Annotated in this window: 14 protein-coding genes; 7 read left to right on the plus strand and 7 right to left on the minus strand. The window is 70.4% G+C overall.

From position 1 onward, the window contains the following. The first annotated feature begins 2 nt into the window (after window positions 1–2). Both ACFYSH_RS26830 and ACFYSH_RS26835 read left to right on the plus strand, forming a co-directional pair. On the plus strand, window positions 3–1,361 hold the full coding sequence (locus tag ACFYSH_RS26830) for a cytochrome P450 (RefSeq protein WP_359469147.1): 1,359 nt from the start codon (window positions 3–5) through the stop codon (window positions 1,359–1,361). A 328-nt stretch (window positions 1,362–1,689) separates the two neighbouring features. Next, window positions 1,690–2,349 (plus strand): NAD(P)H-dependent oxidoreductase, encoded by a 660-nt coding sequence (locus ACFYSH_RS26835; RefSeq protein ID WP_359469150.1) that lies wholly within the window; start codon window positions 1,690–1,692, stop codon window positions 2,347–2,349. Between the two features lie 315 nt (window positions 2,350–2,664). Here the strand turns inward: ACFYSH_RS26835 and ACFYSH_RS26840 are convergent, their stop codons facing one another. From ACFYSH_RS26840 to ACFYSH_RS26855, 4 genes are read right to left on the minus strand one after another with little or no spacing between them, the layout of a single operon-like run. Then, the gene (locus tag ACFYSH_RS26840; RefSeq protein WP_359469152.1) at window positions 2,665–3,645 is read right to left on the minus strand and encodes a Gfo/Idh/MocA family oxidoreductase; all 981 of its coding nucleotides are present in this window, start codon (window positions 3,643–3,645) and stop codon (window positions 2,665–2,667) included. After that, a complete protein-coding gene (locus tag ACFYSH_RS26845) occupies window positions 3,642–5,108 on the minus strand; it encodes an NDP-hexose 2,3-dehydratase family protein (protein ID WP_359469154.1) in 1,467 nt (488 codons plus the stop codon). The genes ACFYSH_RS26840 and ACFYSH_RS26845 overlap by 4 nt, the downstream gene beginning before the upstream one ends. A gap of 11 nt (window positions 5,109–5,119) precedes the next feature. Then, window positions 5,120–6,121: a dTDP-glucose 4,6-dehydratase gene (gene rfbB, locus ACFYSH_RS26850; protein ID WP_359469157.1), complete on the minus strand. Its 1,002-nt coding sequence runs from the start codon at window positions 6,119–6,121 to the stop codon at window positions 5,120–5,122. Continuing rightward, window positions 6,118–7,182 carry a glucose-1-phosphate thymidylyltransferase gene (locus tag ACFYSH_RS26855; protein WP_359469159.1) on the minus strand — a complete coding sequence of 355 codons (1,065 nt, stop codon included), beginning with the start codon at window positions 7,180–7,182 and terminating at the stop codon, window positions 6,118–6,120. The genes rfbB and ACFYSH_RS26855 overlap by 4 nt, the downstream gene beginning before the upstream one ends. A 205-nt stretch (window positions 7,183–7,387) precedes the next feature. On the opposite strand from ACFYSH_RS26855, the gene ACFYSH_RS26860 reads away from it, so the two are divergent. Next, window positions 7,388–8,539, plus strand: coding sequence for a nucleotide disphospho-sugar-binding domain-containing protein (locus tag ACFYSH_RS26860; protein WP_359469162.1), 1,152 nt, complete (start codon window positions 7,388–7,390; stop codon window positions 8,537–8,539). A 43-nt stretch (window positions 8,540–8,582) separates the two neighbouring features. Here ACFYSH_RS26860 and ACFYSH_RS26865 read toward each other — a convergent pair whose 3' ends face one another. Continuing rightward, window positions 8,583–9,059, minus strand: a complete 477-nt coding sequence (locus ACFYSH_RS26865; RefSeq protein ID WP_359469165.1) for a hypothetical protein — start codon at window positions 9,057–9,059, stop codon at window positions 8,583–8,585. Window positions 9,060–9,225: 166 nt separating this feature from the next. Between ACFYSH_RS26865 and ACFYSH_RS26870 the strand changes: the two genes are divergently transcribed. Further along, window positions 9,226–10,389, plus strand: a complete 1,164-nt coding sequence (locus ACFYSH_RS26870; RefSeq protein WP_359469168.1) for a winged helix DNA-binding domain-containing protein — start codon at window positions 9,226–9,228, stop codon at window positions 10,387–10,389. On the opposite strand, the gene ACFYSH_RS26875 is transcribed toward ACFYSH_RS26870, so the two are convergent. Both ACFYSH_RS26875 and ACFYSH_RS26880 read right to left on the minus strand, forming a co-directional pair. Continuing rightward, a complete protein-coding gene (locus ACFYSH_RS26875) occupies window positions 10,350–11,309 on the minus strand; it encodes an NAD(P)-dependent oxidoreductase (RefSeq protein WP_359469170.1) in 960 nt (319 codons plus the stop codon). The two genes, ACFYSH_RS26870 and ACFYSH_RS26875, sit on opposite strands and share 40 nt — an antisense overlap. A 34-nt stretch (window positions 11,310–11,343) precedes the next feature. After that, on the minus strand, window positions 11,344–12,495 hold the full coding sequence (locus tag ACFYSH_RS26880) for an acyltransferase (protein ID WP_359469172.1): 1,152 nt from the start codon (window positions 12,493–12,495) through the stop codon (window positions 11,344–11,346). A 246-nt stretch (window positions 12,496–12,741) separates the two neighbouring features. Here ACFYSH_RS26880 and ACFYSH_RS26885 point away from each other — a divergent pair, with 246 nt between their 5' ends. From ACFYSH_RS26885 to ACFYSH_RS26895, 3 genes are all read left to right on the plus strand, one after another. Further along, window positions 12,742–14,424: an MFS transporter gene (locus ACFYSH_RS26885; RefSeq protein ID WP_359469175.1), complete on the plus strand. Its 1,683-nt coding sequence runs from the start codon at window positions 12,742–12,744 to the stop codon at window positions 14,422–14,424. Window positions 14,425–14,582: 158 nt separating this feature from the next. Further along, the gene (locus ACFYSH_RS26890; protein WP_359469178.1) at window positions 14,583–15,098 is read left to right on the plus strand and encodes a nuclear transport factor 2 family protein; all 516 of its coding nucleotides are present in this window, start codon (window positions 14,583–14,585) and stop codon (window positions 15,096–15,098) included. 305 nt (window positions 15,099–15,403) lie between these two features. After that, the gene (locus ACFYSH_RS26895) at window positions 15,404–16,621 is read left to right on the plus strand and encodes an aromatic acid exporter family protein (RefSeq protein WP_388755909.1); all 1,218 of its coding nucleotides are present in this window, start codon (window positions 15,404–15,406) and stop codon (window positions 16,619–16,621) included. Window positions 16,622–16,660: the final 39 nt, after the last annotated feature.

The following is a 16,660-nucleotide window of genomic DNA, read 5'->3' on the forward strand; positions in this document are numbered from 1 at the left end:
CGATGACCACCACGCAAGAGACGACCCCGACCCGGCCCTCGACCCCGGCGACCCCGGCGGCTCCGGCCGCTCGGGCGGCGACCGCGCAGCCCGAGCCCGTCGGCCGGGACGACGCGGTGTGCCCCATCGGCCACGGGAGCGGGGACGCCCCCGCCGCCGCACCCGTCTTCCCCCTCCCGTACTCCTCCTACCGGGGCCCCGCTCCCGGTTACGCCCGGCTGCGCACCGAGGCGCCGGTGGCCCGGGTGCCGGTCGCCACCGGCGGGCACACCTGGGTGGTCACTGGTTACGAGCAGGCCCGGGAGGCCCTCGCCGACCCACGGTTCAGCCGCGCCGCGCTCTACCGCGAGGGCGCCCCGGAGTTCCCCGGACTGCTCAAGGCACCGCCGGAGATGATCGCCTCCATGGACCCGCCGGAGCACACCCGGCTGCGCAAGCTGGTCACCAGAGCCTTCACCGTACGCCGGATCGAGCAGATGCGGCCGCGTGTGGAGGAGTTGGTGGACCGCTACCTCGACGCGATGGAGGCCGGCGGTGACTCCGCCGACCTGGTGGCCTCGCTGAGTTCCCCGCTGCCCCTCACGGTCATCTGCGAACTGCTCGGCGTCCCGGTCGACGACCAGGAGCAGTTCCAGCTCTGGGCCCGCCAGTTCGCCAACGTCACCGGTGACCCCGCGGTGGCCGCGGAGGGCGCCGGACAACTGGCCGGCTACATGGCACGGATGATCGCCGTGAAGCGGGAGAACCCGGGCGACGACCTCCTCTCCGCGCTGATCGCCGCCCGCGACGACGACGACCGCCTCAGCGAGCAGGAGCTGATCGTCTTCGGCTACGCCCTGCTGGGCGCGGGCTTCGACACGACCGCCTGCCAGCTCGCCAACTCCGTGCTGGCGCTGGTCGAGCACCACCCCGACCAGTGGCGCCGGCTCACCGAGCACCCCGAGGAGGTGCCCGCTGCCGTCGAGGAACTCCTGCGCGTGGTCAACCTCTTCGCCACCGACACCACCGGTTTCCCTCGGCTGACCACGGCTGACGTGGAGATCGGTGGTGTGACGATCCCGCGCGGGGAGCCCGTCTTCATCGTGCTCTCCGCGGCCAACCGTGACCCCGCGCTGGTCGCCGACCCGGACCGCCTGGACCTTCGCCGCCCCGACAACCGGCACCTCTCCTTCGGCCACGGCATCCACCGTTGCCTCGGCGCCCCCCTGGCCCGTCTCGAACTCACCATCGCCCTGAAGGGCCTCGTACGCCGCTTCCCCCACCTCCGCCTCGCCGTACCGGAGTCGGAGCTCACCTGGCACCGGGGCGACGTCAACCACAACCTCGCGTCTCTTCCGGTGACCTGGTCCCGGCGGAGCTGAGCCGGCCCGGCACGCGGCTCTCAGCGACGGTCCTCAAGAAGCCGTAGGAAGAAGGAGAAGGCCGGCGATTCGCGACCAGAACGGGAAGAGGGCGACTGCTGCGTTCCCGGCGCGGCAGTCGCCGGTTGCGCCCGGTGGCGGGCCCGCTCCCGGTCACGTCGGCCACCGTCTCCGATCCGTCCGGCGGCTCGCGTGTGCTCCTGGTAGTTCGAGGTGGTCCTCGCGTTCCTCGTCACCGCCTCCAGCGACAGTCGAGGGGTCTCCGGGAACATGGTCGGGAAACCGTCATGGGCCGTGCGCGGCCGCACATCCACCACAGGAGAGCCAGATGACCCGCCTTCTCCATATCGACTCGTCCGCCAGCGCGGAAGGGTCCGTCTCCAAGGCGCTCGCCGCTTCCTTCCGGAAGGTCTGGGACGCGGAGCAGCCGGATGCCACGGTGACCTACCGCGATCTCGGCCAGGACGCCGTCCCGCACGTCGACAGCGACGCACTCGCCTCACTCGTCGTCCCGGGAGAGCACCAGAGCGAGAGGCAGCGTGAGGCCCGTGTGCTGCACGACACCCTCATCGACGAGTTGCTGGGCGCGGACGCCCTGCTGATCAGCGCTCCCATGTACAACTGGTCCATCCCCTCCGGTCTGAAGGCGTGGATCGATCAGACGATCATCTTCGGCCGCACCCTGTTCAGCCCCGCGGCGCAGGGTCCGCTCGCCGGCCGGCCGGTGACGGTGGCCCTGGCTTATGGCGGCGGCTACAGCCCCGGCGCCCCGCAGGAGGCGTGGAACCACGCCGACACCTACGTGAGGACCGTCTTCCAGGATGCCCTCGGTATGGAACTCACCGTGGTGACGGCCCAGCTCACGCTGGCGGGGAAGACGCCCGGGATGGAGTCGCTCGTCGAGATGGCCGAGGGGTCGCTGAAGGCCGCGCACACCGACATCGAGGAAGCGGCACGCAAGGTCTCCGCCGGCTTCGCGCTCGCCTGAGCATCGCCTCGTATCCCGGGCCCAGGAGCGGTGAGGGCGGGAGGACGTACGGCCGGTGCCGGACCGGGCCCGCACCGGCTCCCGGACGCTGTCGGCCGATTCGGGCCCGTGAGTGACGTCGGCTCCCAGGACCTGGTTGTGGTCCTGGGAGCCGACGTCGTCAGGCGTCGGGCGCTGCGGCCTGCGCGGATTCGTTGCCGCGGTCTGGCGAGGACCAGCCTCCGGCACCAGCTCACCGGCTCCGCCATCGGCCTCGCCCGCATCGACGCCCACCTGACCGGCACACCCGGAGCCCGCAGCCCCTGTGCTGCCTACTCAGCCGGCCTTTCGGAGGACGTCGTCCACCAGAGTGCCCAGGACGACGGCGGGATGGCTCAGCGGATCATCCGTCCGCGACGCGGGTGAGCGCACCGCGTCGGCGAAGCCGCGCATCGCGGCCGTGTACTGGTCGTCCGGCGGCCACGCCATCTGCTCGACCCCCCGCTCGCGCTCGACCCGCACGTCGGGGCGCAGGTCGGCCGGAGGTGCGTAGGCCCGCTCGACCGTGATGCGGCCCTCGCTTCCGCACAGTTCGTAGGAGGCGCGGTAGAAGTTCCGCATGCCGAAGGTGACCTGGACGAAGACGTCCTCCGAAGACCGCAGGAGAGCGGCGCCGCCGAGGTCCACGCCCCTGCGGGTGTCCCGGGCGAGCGTGGCCCCCAGCACGTCGAGCTCGTTCCCGAGGAGGAGCTGGGCCGCGCGGAGCGGATAGACACCGAGGTCGAGCAGCGAACCGCCGCCCAGATCGGGGCGGTAGCGGATGTCCGCATCAGGTCGGGGCGGGACGGAGAACACGGCGTTCAGCGAGCGCAGTTCCCCGATCGCGCCGGCTTCCACGAGATCCAGGACTCGCCGGTGCTGACTGTGGAACGGGAACATGAAGTTCTCCCGCAGCACCAGACCCCGCGTCGCGGCGAGGCGTACGAGTGCGGTCGTGCGCGCGCCGTGGGTGGAGAGCGGCTTCTCGGACAGTACGTGCTTGCCGGCGAGCAACGCCCGCTCCACCCACTCGGCGTGCAGCGCGGTGGGAAGCGGCACGTACACGGCATCGACGTCCTGGCGGTGCAGGACCGCGTCGTAGCCGGTCACGGCGGCGGCGCCGTTGGCCGCGGCAACGCGTTCGGCGGTGCTCCGGTCCCGGCTCGCGACGACTGCGGCCTCCACACCGGGGACGGCCGCGATCGCGGGCAGCACACGCCGCACGGCGATGTCGGCGCACCCCAGCACGCCCATGCGCACGGGTCCGGTCGCTCTCACCGCAGCGTGCTCAGGCAGGAGATCAGCGTGCGCGCCTGCACGTTGACGTAGTTTCCGTGGCGTAGCAGGTCGGTGAGCTGCCCGATGGTGACCCAGGAGAATTCGGGCGGCAGTTCGCCGAACCGGTCCACGGCGTCTGCCTCGACGATCAGGTGGCGGCTGCGGGCGTTGAGGAACCTGCCACCCTCCTCGGAGTGGATCGCGTCGTACCGTATGCGGTCGGGTGTCGCGCAGAGCACATGGTCCAGCAGGAAGGGCCGGCGCGCCGCGTCGTGGTTCTGTGGCACACACTGGACCGTAGGGGCCAGTTGCACCGTGTCGGCGAAGCCGGCCTCCCTTTTGGCCTGGACGAGAAGGTGCAGGACGCCGGCGAACTCCCGGCAGACGAAGGCCACGACGCCGGTCCCGTGCGGCGCGAAGAGCGGCTGGTCCCATCCGGCGACCTCGCGGCTCGCGGCCTCGACGCGGACCCCCACCACATCGAAGTGGCGGCGGTCCTGCCGGGTGATGTGCCGCCCGTCCCGCACCCAGCCGCTTCCCACCTCGTCGAGCGCGACCAGGTCGGCCTTGCGGGTGCGATCGCTGCGTAGCCCGGTGAACCATCCCAACCACTCGGCCGTGGGGGTCAGGGTGCCCGCACTGTGGTCGGCCGAGGCGGCCAGAGCTTCCAGGAAGGCCGGCTGCGGCCCTCGGGCCGACGCGGCCGGTGGCACGTAGGGAAGACAGGCGAACACGCTGCGGGCGTCCATGTTGACGACGTCGTCGCGGCGCAGCAGGGCGTGGATCTGCTTCAGCGTGAGCCAGCAGAAGTCGTCACCTGTCGAGATGTCCGCGTCGGTCTCGACGACCATGTTGCGGTTGCTCTTCTGGTGGAACCACGAGCCGTGCTCGGACTGCAGTACGTCGATGAGTGTCCGGCCGCGTCCTGGTCCGGCGAAGTGGTCCAGGTACCGTACGGAGGCGCCGCCGTGGGCGCCGGTGAAGTTGCTGCGGGTCGCCTGCACGGTGGGGGACAGCTGCAGCAGATTCCAGTTGCCGGGCTCCATCTTCGCCTGCATCAGGAAGTGCAGCACACCGTCGAACTCCTTGGCCAGGACGCCGAGTACGCCGACTTCGTGCTGACGGATGACCGGCTGCTCCCAGCTTCGGCCCGTCGCGTCGACGTCGCGCACACGCAGGCCCTCGACGGCGAAGAACCTGCCGCTGTCGTGGATCAGATTGCCCGTGTCCGCGGCGAACGACCAGCCCTTGAGCGCCGTGAGCGGTCTGGGTGTCACGCGGAACGCGTGTGCCCTCCGGCGTTCGGTGAACCAGGCGTCGAACGCCCGCGTGGACACCTTGGCGCCGTCGGTCTCCGCCGAGAGCGCCAGTCGCCCGGCCAGACCCAGGTCCTCTCGCGGTCGCAGTACGGGGACGGCCGCATCGGACCCACGGCCGGCGGGTGTGCGGACGCGTGTCGTCACGCTCGGCGCCGTCATGTGGCTCGGCCCGATGCCGCGGCCAGGGGCCGTGCCGACGCCGTCGGCTGCCACCGGTCGGGGTGGTTGCGGTACCACTCGACCACGGCTGCGATCCCCGCCTCGAAGCCGATCTGTGGACGGTAGCCGAGCTGCTCCCTGATCTTGCCGTCGTCGAGGGCGTACCGCAGATCGTGGCCCTTGCGGTCGGGGGCGGTACGTACGAGGGCCGGGTCGGCCCCGCACAGGGCGACGAGGGTGTCCGCGATCTCGCGGTTGGTGCGTTCGGTCCCGCCGCCGATGTTGTAGACCTCGCCCGCGCGGCCCCGGGTGAGCACGAGCTGCACGCCACGGCAGTGGTCCTCGACGTGCACCCACTCGCGCCGGTTGGCACCTGTGCCGTACAACGGCACCGGGGCGCCGCTGAGGAGCCGGGTGACGAAGTGCGGGACGAGTTTCTCCACGTGCTGGTGGCTGCCGTAGTTGTTGGAGCACCGGGTCGTCGACACGTCGAGGCCGTGGGTGCGCCAGTACGCCCGTGCCATCAGGTCCGCCGCGGCCTTCGACGCGGAGTACGGTGAGTTGGGCTGCAGCGGTGACTCCTCCGTCCAGAAGCCCTCGGGGATGGATCCGTACACCTCGTCCGTGGAGACGTGCACCACGCGGGGCACGGCCGTTCGCACACAGGCCTCCAGCAGGTTCTGTGTCCCGGCGACGTTCGTCCGCACGAAGTCGGCGGCGGCGTCGAGTGACCGGTCGACGTGCGACTCGGCCGCCATGTGGACCACCGCGTCGTGCCCGGGCAGCAGGTCCAGCAGAAGGGGCAGATCGCAGACGTCGCCGTGGACGAAGGTCAGCCGGGGGTGTGCGGCGGGGAGGTTGGCGCGGTCGCCGGCGTAGGTGAGGGCGTCGAGGACGGTGATGTCGGCCTGCTCGTAGCCCGGGTAGTCACCGGCCAGCATCCCGCGTACGTAGTGCGAGCCGATGAAGCCGGCGCCGCCGGTGACCAGGACCCTCATGCGGCCACCTCCACACGGGTGTGGTCGCCCACGATGAGCCGGTGCCCGTTCGTGGCTGCGGCGAGCGACACGGTGGCCGCACGGCCGATCACGGAGCCGCTGATGCCGCCCACCCGCACCACGGACGCGCCGCGCAGCACGATCGAGTCCCGGATGTCGGCATCGGAGAGTGTGCAGTCCCGGTCGATGGCCGTGTAGGGGCCGATCGTGCTGTTGTGCACGACGGATCCGGCGGCCACGATCAGCGGACCGGTCAGCCTCGAACCGGTCACCCTGGCACCGGCTTCGACCACCACCGGGCCCGAGCAGAGGCTCGTCGGGTCCACCTCTCCGATGATGCGCGGGCGCACCGCCTCCAGCAGCTCGCGATTGCACGCCAGCACGTCCTCGATGCGCCCGGTGTCCCTCCAGAAGCCGGAGTAGACGTGTGCGTCGACCCGGTCCCCCCGGGTGACCAGCCACTGGACCGCGTCGGTGATCTCCAGCTCGCCACGCTCGCTGGGGCCGATCGCCGCGACCGCCTCGTGCACCGAGGAGGTGAAGAAGTAGACGCCCGTGAGGGCCAGGTCGCTGCGTGGCTCGGCCGGCTTCTCCACGAGCCGGGTGACCCTCCCGTCGGGATCGACCTCGACGACGCCGAAGGCGCGCGGATCGGCGACCTTGTGCACCAGCAGGTCGGCGACCGGGCGTTCCTCCCGGAACCGGCGCGCCTGTGGGCCGATGCCGTCGGCGAGGATGGTGTCACCCAGGTACATCACGAAGTCGTCGTCGCCGAGGAAGTCACGGGAGACGCTCACGCAGTGGGCCAGACCGCTGGGCCGGTCCTGCTGGATGTAGCGGATCTTCGCGCCCCAGCTCCGGCCGTCTCCGACAACCGCCTCGATCTCGTGACGACGGTCACCGACCACCACACCGACTTCGGTGACACCGATCTCGCGCAGATTGTTCAGGACATGGCAGATCACGGGCTGGTTGGCGACAGGTATCAGCTGTTTGGGCATGGAATGGCTGAAAGGCCGCAGGCGTGTGCCCGAGCCCCCAGCGAGTACCAGAGCTTTCACGGCGTCCTCTTCTCGCAGACGGCGCGTCTCGTTGTTCCGGACGCGGTACGGAAGATGCGGAACTCCTCTGGAGGCGACCTCGAAGCGTGGTACAGCCGGTCGCGCGCAGCTGGCCACGTGGCTGTTCGACCCGTGCTGTAGCACCGGCTTCTAGCCTCACTCCACCCCACTGACGGACAGGTGGGCAGAACCCGGAAGGACGACCGTGAAGATTCTGTTCCTCCCCGGCGCCAGTGCGGCGACCGTGTTCGCCCTCGCTCCGCTCGCCACCGCAGCGCGCAACGCGGGCCATCAGGTCTTCATGGCGTCGACCGAGGAGATGGCTCCCTACGTCACGGGCACCGGGATTCCGCCTGTCTGTGTCTCGGCCCTGACCCCGCCGCAGTACATGTTCGCGGATCGTGACGGCAGCCCGGTCGCTCCGCCGCAGGACCCCGCGCAGGAGGAGAGCTTCGCGGGCCGGGGATTCGCGCGCTACGCGGCGGCCAGCATCGACGCCTTGGAGCGGCTCGGCCGGGACTGGCGCCCCGATCTGGTGGTCGGAGGGTCGTTGGCCTATGCGGCCGGGCTGCTCGCCGCGCGCCTGCACGTGCCCTGGGTCCGTCACTTCTGGGACCCGAGCGGGACGCGGGAGTCGGACCGCAGCGCGGCGGACGAGCTCCGCCCGGAACTGCACGCCGCCGGCTTGGAAGGGCTTCCCGAGCCGGACCTGTACGTGGACATCTGCCCGCCGAGCCTGCGTGCGCCGAAGGCCCCGGCCGCCCGGATGCTGCGCTGGGTTCCGGGCAATCAGCAGCGCCCCCTCGACAGCTGGATGTACACCCGTCCGGCCGGGAAGCGGGTGTGCGTCACGTCCGGCAGTCGTGCCGCGGACGGCCCGGTCAGAGAACGTGACTTCGCGTTCCTGCACGACCTCGCCGCCTCCCTGACGCCTCTGGGTGTGGAAGTCGTCATCGCGGCGCCGGAGGAGCTGGCTCGCGATCTTCGCCCGTCACTGGGTGCCGGCGTGCGTGCGGGCTGGGTCCCGCTGGACGTGCTGGCGCCCACCTGTGACCTCGTCGTCCACCACGGTGGCGGGGTCACCAGCATGACCGCGATGAACGCCGGAGTTCCTCAACTGGTGATCCCGCAGCTCACTCATTCCGTCGCTCCCGCCCGTCGGCTCGCCGAGTACGGCGCCGCTCGGGTCGTCCTGCCGGGCGAGGTGACGGCCGACAGCTGCGGCAGCGCCTGCGAGGATCTGCTGTCCACGGCGTCGTACGGCGAGGCGGCCCGGGCGCTCGCCGGCGAGATCGCCGCGCTGCCCCGCGCCGCCGAGGTCGTGATCGAGCTCGAACGGCTGACCACGGCCGGGTGAAACCGGCCAGAGGCCTCCGGGGACCCCCGGAGGCCTTCACGGATCAGGGGCACTGGGCCTTGGCGCTGGTCCGCTTACCGGTGATCTTCGCGGGGACGGAGGCCACCAGTTCGCCCTCCAGTGTGTGCACATAGCTGGTGCCGCTGCCGGCGAAAGTGTTTCCGCTCAGCGTCGCCTGCTGGCTGAGGGTCACGACGACCGTGGTGCCGGCCTGTTCGTCGCGAACAGGGGCGCTGATCAGGTAGACGAAGCCTTTTGCTCTGAGTGGGGCCCAGAACCCCTTGGACTCGCTCTGTCCCACCCCGCACGCCTGCCCGCTCGCGGTCAGGGCGAAGGTTCCGCCGTAGGCGTGCCCGGGCCGCTCGAGCCAGATGTCCCACACCCCGGCCGGGCGAGCCGCTCCCCGGTGCGCGTCCGGGGCGGCGGCAGCGGCCGTTCCGGGCGACAGAGCTGTCGTGAGTGCTGCGAGGGCGAGCAAGGCCGGTGCTCCGAGGCCGCGGCGTCTACCACTGCGTCTCATTTTCGCCTCCTGGTGGCGTGTTCATGATGGGTGGGCCCCCACCTTCACGGGACGTGCTGGAGGTTTCCTCAAGCGACGCTGCAGCGAACCGCGCGAGTCCACCTGGGCTCGAGGGACGGCGCCGTATCGTCGGTGCCGGTGAACCGATGAGGGGAGCAGTACCGGTATGAGCGCATCCGCCCGCGAGATCCTCGACCCGGGCAGGCTGAACCGGGCGTTGATGGCGCGTCAGCTCCTGCTCCGCCGCTCCGATCTCGAACCCGCGGGTGCGCTCTCGCACCTGCTGGGCGTCCACGCCCAGGTGCCCAACGACCCCTACGTCGCCCTCTGGTCGCGCCTGGAGGGGTTCGAGCCCGAGGCCTTGAGCGACATGCTGGCGGGACGTCAGGCGGCGCGCATCGCTCTCATGCGCTCCACCCTGCATCTGGTCACGGCCGACGACGCCCTCGCCCTGCGTTCCTTCGTCCAGCCGGTTCTCGACCGGGACCTGTACCGCAACAGCACGCACGGTCCCGCTGTCGCGGACCTGGACATGGCCGCGCTGGTGGCGGAGGGAAGGCGTCTGCTGGACGCCACGCCCCTGACGGCAGGCGAGCTGGGCGCGCTGCTCCAGGAGAGCCGCCCGGACCGTCGGCCGGTGTCCCTCGCCTACGCGGTGCGCAATCTCGTGCCGCTCGTCCAGGTGCCGCCCCGAGGTCTGTGGGGCGCCTCGGGCAAACCCCGGCACGCGACGGCGGAGGCCTGGCTGGGAGCGGACCTCGACGCGGGCGCCGCCGAGCCGGCCCGGGTGGTTCGCCGCTATCTCGCGGCGTTCGGGCCGGCGACCGTGAAGGACGTGCAGTCCTGGTGCGGTCTGACGCGGCTGCGGGACGTGCTGGAGAGCATCCGCGAGGAGTTGGTGACCTTCGAGGACGACCGCGGCAGGGAACTCCTCGACCTCCCCGACGCGCCGCGGCCGGATGCCGGTGTGCCGGTCCCGCCTCGGTTCCTTCCCGAGTACGACAACGTCTTCCTCGCCCACGAGAACCGGGAGCGCATCATCCCGGACGGCCTCTCCTTCGCTGAGTACTCCCGTACCCGGGGCTTCTTCATGTCAGCGCGAGGGGGAATCCTCCGCGGCAATCTCCTCCTCGACGGGTACCTGCGCGGAGTGTGGCGCGCGAGCCGGGTGCGCCGGGACTTCACTCTCGAGGTCGACGTCTTCACCCGTCTTACCCGGCCGCAGGAGACCGCCGTGGCACAGGAGGGCGAACGGCTGCTGGCCCTCGTCGCCGAGAGGGCCGACAGCGTTCAGGTCGTCGTGAGGGAGGCGAAGCCCTCCGACCAGTAGGCGTCCACCGATTCCTCGATGCGGCGGCGGGGCCGCCACCGCAGCAGGTCCCAGGCCACACCCGTGTCGACCTGGGCCCACTCCTCGGCGGCGACGCCCCCTGCGCGCACCGGGGCGGCCCGCTCGACGACCCGCGCGTCGATACCGCTTCGCTCGATGAGGAGCCGCACCAACGTACGCACCGGGACGGCCTCACCGCTCCCGACGGGGATCGCTTCGAGCGAAGCGGCGCCCGAGGACACGGAGGCGGCTGCCCGCACCGCCTCCGCCACATCCCGTACGTCCACGTAGTCACGATGCGCGGTCAGTCGCCCGAGGTGCACGACCGGCTCGACGCCCTCGCTCCGTGCGCGTGACAGCTGCTCGGCCACCACACCGAGCAGACTGCGCGGAGGGCTGCCCGGCCCGGCGACATTGGCCAGGCGCAACACCACGGCGTCCAGCCGCCCCCGCGCCGCCGCAACCCGCACGACTTCCGTGGCGGCCAGTTTGGCCCTGGCGTACGGCGTGCGGGCGCGCGGAACGGTGTCTCTGCCGATGCTCGCGCCCCACGGCAGCGGGCCGTATTCGAGTACCGATCCCAGATGAACCAGTCGCGGTCGCTGCGGCAGCAGCTCCAGCACCTTCACCAGGCGCTCCGTCGGAGTGGTGATCGCGGACCGCATCTGCTCGTCCGAAAGACCCCAGATGCCGCCCGTCGCGTTGACCACGATCCGGGGCCGGTACGACGCCAGTACGGCCGCCGCGGCTGTCGTGGGACCGGCCGTGATGTCCATCAGGACGTGCCGGCCGGGTGGCGCGGACCCGGGCGTGCCGCGGGACATGGACACGACGTCGAGGCCGGCCCTGCCGAGCGTCTCGCACACCTGACGTCCGACGAACCCGGTGCCGCCGATGACGACCGCCACCTCCCTGGCCATGATGTCTCCCTCCCACGTCGCGGTCCCTCGTCGGTCAATGTCCGGCGGTGGCCGGCGCCGGCGCCGGCTCGGCCGGGACGGCTTCGGCCGGGGCAGGTTCGGGCTTCCGGCCACGCGACCAGCGCCGCATCGCGGGCCGCTCCACGAGGGCGTACAGACCCCACGCCGTGACCATCGAGACGGCGAAGCAGCCGACCAGGAAGGCGATCGCGACCGGGGTGGACCACTGCGGGCCCGCGAGTTGCCCGAAGGCGTCGGGGCTCAGACCGAACGAGCGGTGCGCGTACTGCATCACGAGGTAGTGCGTGAGGTAGAACGCGAACGAGATCTCACCCAGCCAGCGGGCCGTCCGCCCGCTCAGCAGGGTTCTGCGTCCCTCGACGTCGGCGACGGCCGCGGCCGGAACGAGCAGCGCCAGGGGGATCACGGTCATCGCCACGTAGTCGTAGAGGAAGTGGACCGGCAGGTAGAGGGAGGCGAGATAGCCGACGGCCATCAGACCGACCGCGGAAGGGAGGCCGAGGCGGATCCACCGGCCGCTCAGCACGATGCGCGCCATGATGATGCCGAGGACGAACTCCAGTAGCCGGGCGACCGGGAAGACGTAGACGAACCAGATCTGCTGCCACGAAGCGGGACCCCACGGCCATTGGGGCGCGTCCGGGACGAAGGCGAGCGACACCGCGGGGACGGCGATGACCAGCGCGACGGTGATGCCGGCCGCGAACCACAGACGGTTCGGCCGGATGCGTCCCAGCAAGCGGAAGATCACCGGGAAGAGGAGGTAGAACACCGCCTCCACCCCCAGCGTCCAGGCGACCCCGTTCCCCGACTCCAGATAGGAGTGGTCGGGCACCCAGACGTGCAGCAGCGTCAGGTTGAGAAATGCCTTCCCCGGGGAGAACGCCAGATTCGCGAGGAGAATCAGGACGACCGCGATCACGAACATCACCAGGTGATTGGGGAAGACCTTGAAGAAGCGGCGCCGCCAGAACGCGCGTCGTGTGTCACCAGGACGTGCGGACCAGGCGAGTACGAACCCGCTGAGCACGAAGAAGAAGGAGACTCCGACCGAGCCGAGATTACTGACGGCGAAGAGGAAGTCCCCTCCCGTCTCCTGATTCGCGAAGAGGAACTGCGTGGCGCCGTGGAAGACGAAGACCATCGCGGCGGCGATGAATCGCATTCCGGTGAGAGAAGGCAGTCGTGAAGGCCGCGCTTCCTGATTCGGTGGGTACACGAGGCACTCCTTGATGCGTGGGGTCGCGTTGACCCGAGGAAGTTGACAGCCCTTCCTCGCGGCACGGTGGAGAATGCGCTCGCATTTCGCTTACTTGCTTGATCCGGATCCACTCCGGCTCTAGCGGGCTCCCGTACGTTCTCCGGAAGTCGGTCTGCTGTCGGCAGTGTGCTGATAACCGGAGGAAATGACATGACGACCATCGATCCCCAGACGACCGCAACACCACGGGGGGAGGCTGATCCGGAACCGGAGGTGGGACGGACCCAGTGGGTCGCCCTGGTGGTCCTGCTCGTCGCGGTGTTCATGGACATGTTGGACGGAAATGTCGTCAGCGTGGCCATTCCCTCGATCCAGCGGGAGCTCGGGGCCGGCTATGCGGCCGTCCAGTGGATCACCGCCGGTTACGTGCTCACCTTCGCCCTCCTGCTCATCACGGGCGGGCGGCTGGGTGACATCTACGGTCGCAAGAAGATGTTCCTGATCGGTGTGCTGGGCTTCACCGTCATGTCACTCGCGTGCGGCATCTCCACCAGCCCGGAGATGCTGGTCGTCGCGCGCCTGCTCCAAGGCGCCACGGCAGGTCTGATGGTGCCGCAGGTCCTGTCGATCATCCACGTGACCTTCCCGAAGGGGCAGCAGGGGAAGGTCTTCGCCGTCTACGGGATGGTGGGCGGGATCGCGGCGACCGTCGCGCCGCTCATCGGCGGCCTGATCGTCGACGCCGACCTGTTCGGACTCGACTGGCGGCCTGTGTTCCTGATGAACGTCCCCGTGGGCATCGCGGGCCTCTACATCGGCTGGAAGTGCATCAAGGAGTCCCTGGCCGAGCGCACACCACGCCTGGACCTGCCTGGAGTGCTGTTGGCCATGGCAACCGTGGTGCTGCTGATTTTCCCCCTCACCCATGGGCGGGAGTACGGGTGGCCCGCATGGGGCTTCGCGCTGATGGCGCTCGCGGCCGTCGGCCTCGCGGTGTTCGTGGCCTACGAACGCCGCACGGAACGCGCGGGTGACTCCCCGCTGGTACCCCTGCGGCTGTTCCGCACCCGGACCTTCGCCGCCAGCCTGGGGCTTCAGCTGGCGGTGTATCTGTTCACCGGAGCCTTCTTCCTGTGCTGGTACCTCTTCATGCAGCTCGGTCTCGGCTGGTCCCCCCTGCACGCCGGAACGACGGCTCTCGCCTTCTGCCTCGGGGCCTTCGTCAGCTCGGCTCTCTCGGTAACCGTGCTCGTTCCGAAGTTCGGCCGCGCGGTGCTGCAGGTCGGTGCCGTCCTGCTGCTGGTCGGTCTGCTGCTCTTCCTCTGGGCGCTCAGCTCGAAGGGGGCGGCGATCGGAAGCTGGCACATGGCCCCCGCACTCTTCGTCCTCGGCGTCGGCTTCGGCTGCCTCTCCCCGCCGATCCCGCAGTTCGCTCTCTCCGACGTCTCCCACGAGGACGCGGGTTCGGCCTCCGGACTCATCAACACCATGCAGCAGTTGGGCCTCGCCCTCGGCATCGCGCTGGTGTCCGTCCTGTTCTTCCTGCCGCTCGCCTCGCAGGCGGAGCGCGGTGCCGCGGACGCCGGCCCGGACGTCCGGGTGGCGCTGCAGTCCGCGGGCGTCCCGCAGGGGGATCTCGACGCCGTCACCGCAGCGTTCCGCGACTGTACGGCGGGGGTCTCCGGCGCGTCCGGCGGCGACTGCGTTCCCGCCGCCGTGCGCGGGGACGAAGAGGCCTCGGCCACCCTGGAGAAGCTGCGGGCGGAGGTGACCGGCGATTCGTTCACCCACGCGCTCAAGATCGCGGTCATCGGCTCGATGGCGGTCTCCGTCGCCACGCTGCTCATGTCCTTCGCCCTGCCCCGCCATGTCCGGCGACAGCAGGAGGCCTGAGGTTCCGGCTGACCTCCCGCAGCTCTCTCCGCACCACGGGGACGGCTGACCGCGGCCGTCCCCGGCCCACCGCGAGGTGCCCGCCCGGTCGCGGCCGGTTCTCGACACCCCCTGAGCGCCGTGGGTGTTTCCCGCATCGAAGCATCGAAGGAGCCGTCGTGTCCCTCCCTTCCCCCACCGCCCGTCCCTGGGTCCCCCGAGTCTCTCCGGCGACGTACGTCGAAGTGCTCGCGTTCTACGCCTTTCAGATGCCGCTGCTGGAGGAACGCCGCTTCGACGACTTCGCGACGACCTTCACCCCGGACGGCGTGTACGCGCACGCCAAGGACGGTTGGGAGCTGAGGGGGCGGGAGCAGCTGGTCTTCGAGATGCGCCGGAACGTGCCGCACTACGGAACGACCGTCTTCCGGCACTGGTTCGACAAGATGGTCATCGAGGAGCGCGGCAGCGACACGGTGGAGGTCTCCTACCGCGCCCTGGTGAGCCTGACGGACGAATCCGGCGGCGTCTCCTTCGAGCCGAGTTCCACCATCGTCGACACCCTGGTCCGTTGCGACGGTGCCCTCCACACCGCCTCACGGGTCGTCACCCACGACATCCCGGACCCCGCCGACTACTGGGCCGACAGGCTCACCCAGGAGACTCCGGCAGGTGCCGGCCCGGTCCGCGGCTGAGGGACTCCCCGTCCTTCGGGACCTCTCGTACGGATCATGCCGGTGGACAGACGCCTGCGGACGGTGCGGCACGACCTCGCCCGGTGCACCCGTTCCGACCAGCGTTGCCTCACCGGTCGGCACCACACCGCACCTGCTGACATGACCGCTCACGCTCTCGTAGGGTGCAGGTCTCGGGTTCGAAGCCCGAAGGCAGCTCTGTCGAAGCCTCAGGACGCACTCGCCGTGACCTGAGGCTTCGGCCTTGGCGGAATGGCGTGGCATCGCCGCAGCGTGTCACCGTCGCGGGAGGGCACACGGTATCCATGACCGATGGCACGACGCCCGAGCGGACGGGTACGGGGCGGCTCGCAGCGGCGGCCCGGTGGTGGCGGCGCGCTTTCTCCTATGACGGGGACGAGCGCGAGACCTTGCTGGTGATCGGGAAGAGCGCCCTGGCCGCCGTCCTGGCCTGGCTGGTCGCGTACGACGTCCTCGACGCCCGGTCACCCGCCTTCGCACCGTTCTCGGCCGTGCTGATCATGCAGGTGACCGTCTACCGCTCGGTCGTGCAGTCACTGCGTTACGTCGGTGCCGTCGTCGCGGGCGTCCTGGTGCAGGCCGCTCTCGGATTCCTCGCCGGGCCCGACCTGCTGACCTTCGCGCTCGTCGCCCTCATCGCCCTCACGATCGGCCGCTGGCACGTGCTGGGCGTCCAGGGGCCGCAGGTCGCGACCGCCGCCTTCTTCGCCTTCTCGACGTACACCTCGTCGTCCGGGGACGCCCAGCGGTTCTTCCGGCTGGGGGAGATCGTGCTGCTCGTCCTCATCGGCTGCGCGATCGGCACCGCCGTCAACGTGCTCGTGGCCCCACCGCTCCGCTACCGCAGTGCGGAGTACGGCATCCGCAGCCTCGCCCGCACCCTCCACGACCTGCTGACCGACATACACCCCGTCCTTGCCGAGGAGATGCCCGACCAGGACACCACCGGCGGATGGCGTGCCCGGGCGGAACGTACCGAAGGAATGATCACGCAGGCGAGGTCGGGACTGGAGGCCGCCAAGGAGAGCCTTCAGCTCAATCCCCGGCGCCTGATGCGCCGCTATCGGGGCCTTCCTGGCTTCCAGGGCTACGAGTCCGTGCTCGGCGCACTGGAACGCACGCTCTACCAGATGGCCTCACTCACCCGTGGCCTCGACCGCTCCGGGGAGGAGGACGAGGCCCAAAGGCCGTTCCTCCGCCGGTACGCGGCGTTCCTGGAGGCCATCGGTGCGGTCGTCGAGGTGCTGACGACGCTGGACGAGACCACCCTGCTTCCGCAGGCGAAGCGGTTGGAGCGGCTCACCGGCGAAGCCGAGGCGCGCCGGGACGAGGTGGTCGAGGAGGTCCACCGGCTGTCCGTGTCCCTCGCCGACCCCTCGGCCCCGTACGGCATCCTCGTCACCGAGGCGACACGCCTCCTGGAGGAGTTCCGGTACACCAGCCAGGTTCTCCTCGACGTCGCGCAGGGCGCGGACCGGCTGTCGGACAGGCCGCGACCGTAGGCCCCCGTGTACGACGGGTCGTGGAGCGAGTGGGGCCTC

Source organism: Streptomyces sp. NPDC005791 (assembly GCF_042871485.1).
GTDB lineage: Bacteria > Actinomycetota > Actinomycetes > Streptomycetales > Streptomycetaceae > Streptomyces.

Coding starts and splice junctions, on each gene's coding strand:
- ACFYSH_RS26830 (WP_359469147.1), top strand. CDS start 3: ATGACCACCACGCAAGAGACGACCCCGACCCGGCCCTCGACCCCGGCG.
- ACFYSH_RS26835 (WP_359469150.1), top strand. CDS start 1,690: ATGACCCGCCTTCTCCATATCGACTCGTCCGCCAGCGCGGAAGGGTCC.
- rfbB (WP_359469157.1), bottom strand. CDS start 6,121: ATGAGGGTCCTGGTCACCGGCGGCGCCGGCTTCATCGGCTCGCACTAC.
- ACFYSH_RS26865 (WP_359469165.1), bottom strand. CDS start 9,059: ATGAGACGCAGTGGTAGACGCCGCGGCCTCGGAGCACCGGCCTTGCTC.
- ACFYSH_RS26870 (WP_359469168.1), top strand. CDS start 9,226: ATGAGCGCATCCGCCCGCGAGATCCTCGACCCGGGCAGGCTGAACCGG.
- ACFYSH_RS26875 (WP_359469170.1), bottom strand. CDS start 11,309: ATGGCCAGGGAGGTGGCGGTCGTCATCGGCGGCACCGGGTTCGTCGGA.
- ACFYSH_RS26880 (WP_359469172.1), bottom strand. CDS start 12,495: ATGCGATTCATCGCCGCCGCGATGGTCTTCGTCTTCCACGGCGCCACG.
- ACFYSH_RS26885 (WP_359469175.1), top strand. CDS start 12,742: ATGACGACCATCGATCCCCAGACGACCGCAACACCACGGGGGGAGGCT.
- ACFYSH_RS26895 (WP_388755909.1), top strand. CDS start 15,404: ATGACCGATGGCACGACGCCCGAGCGGACGGGTACGGGGCGGCTCGCA.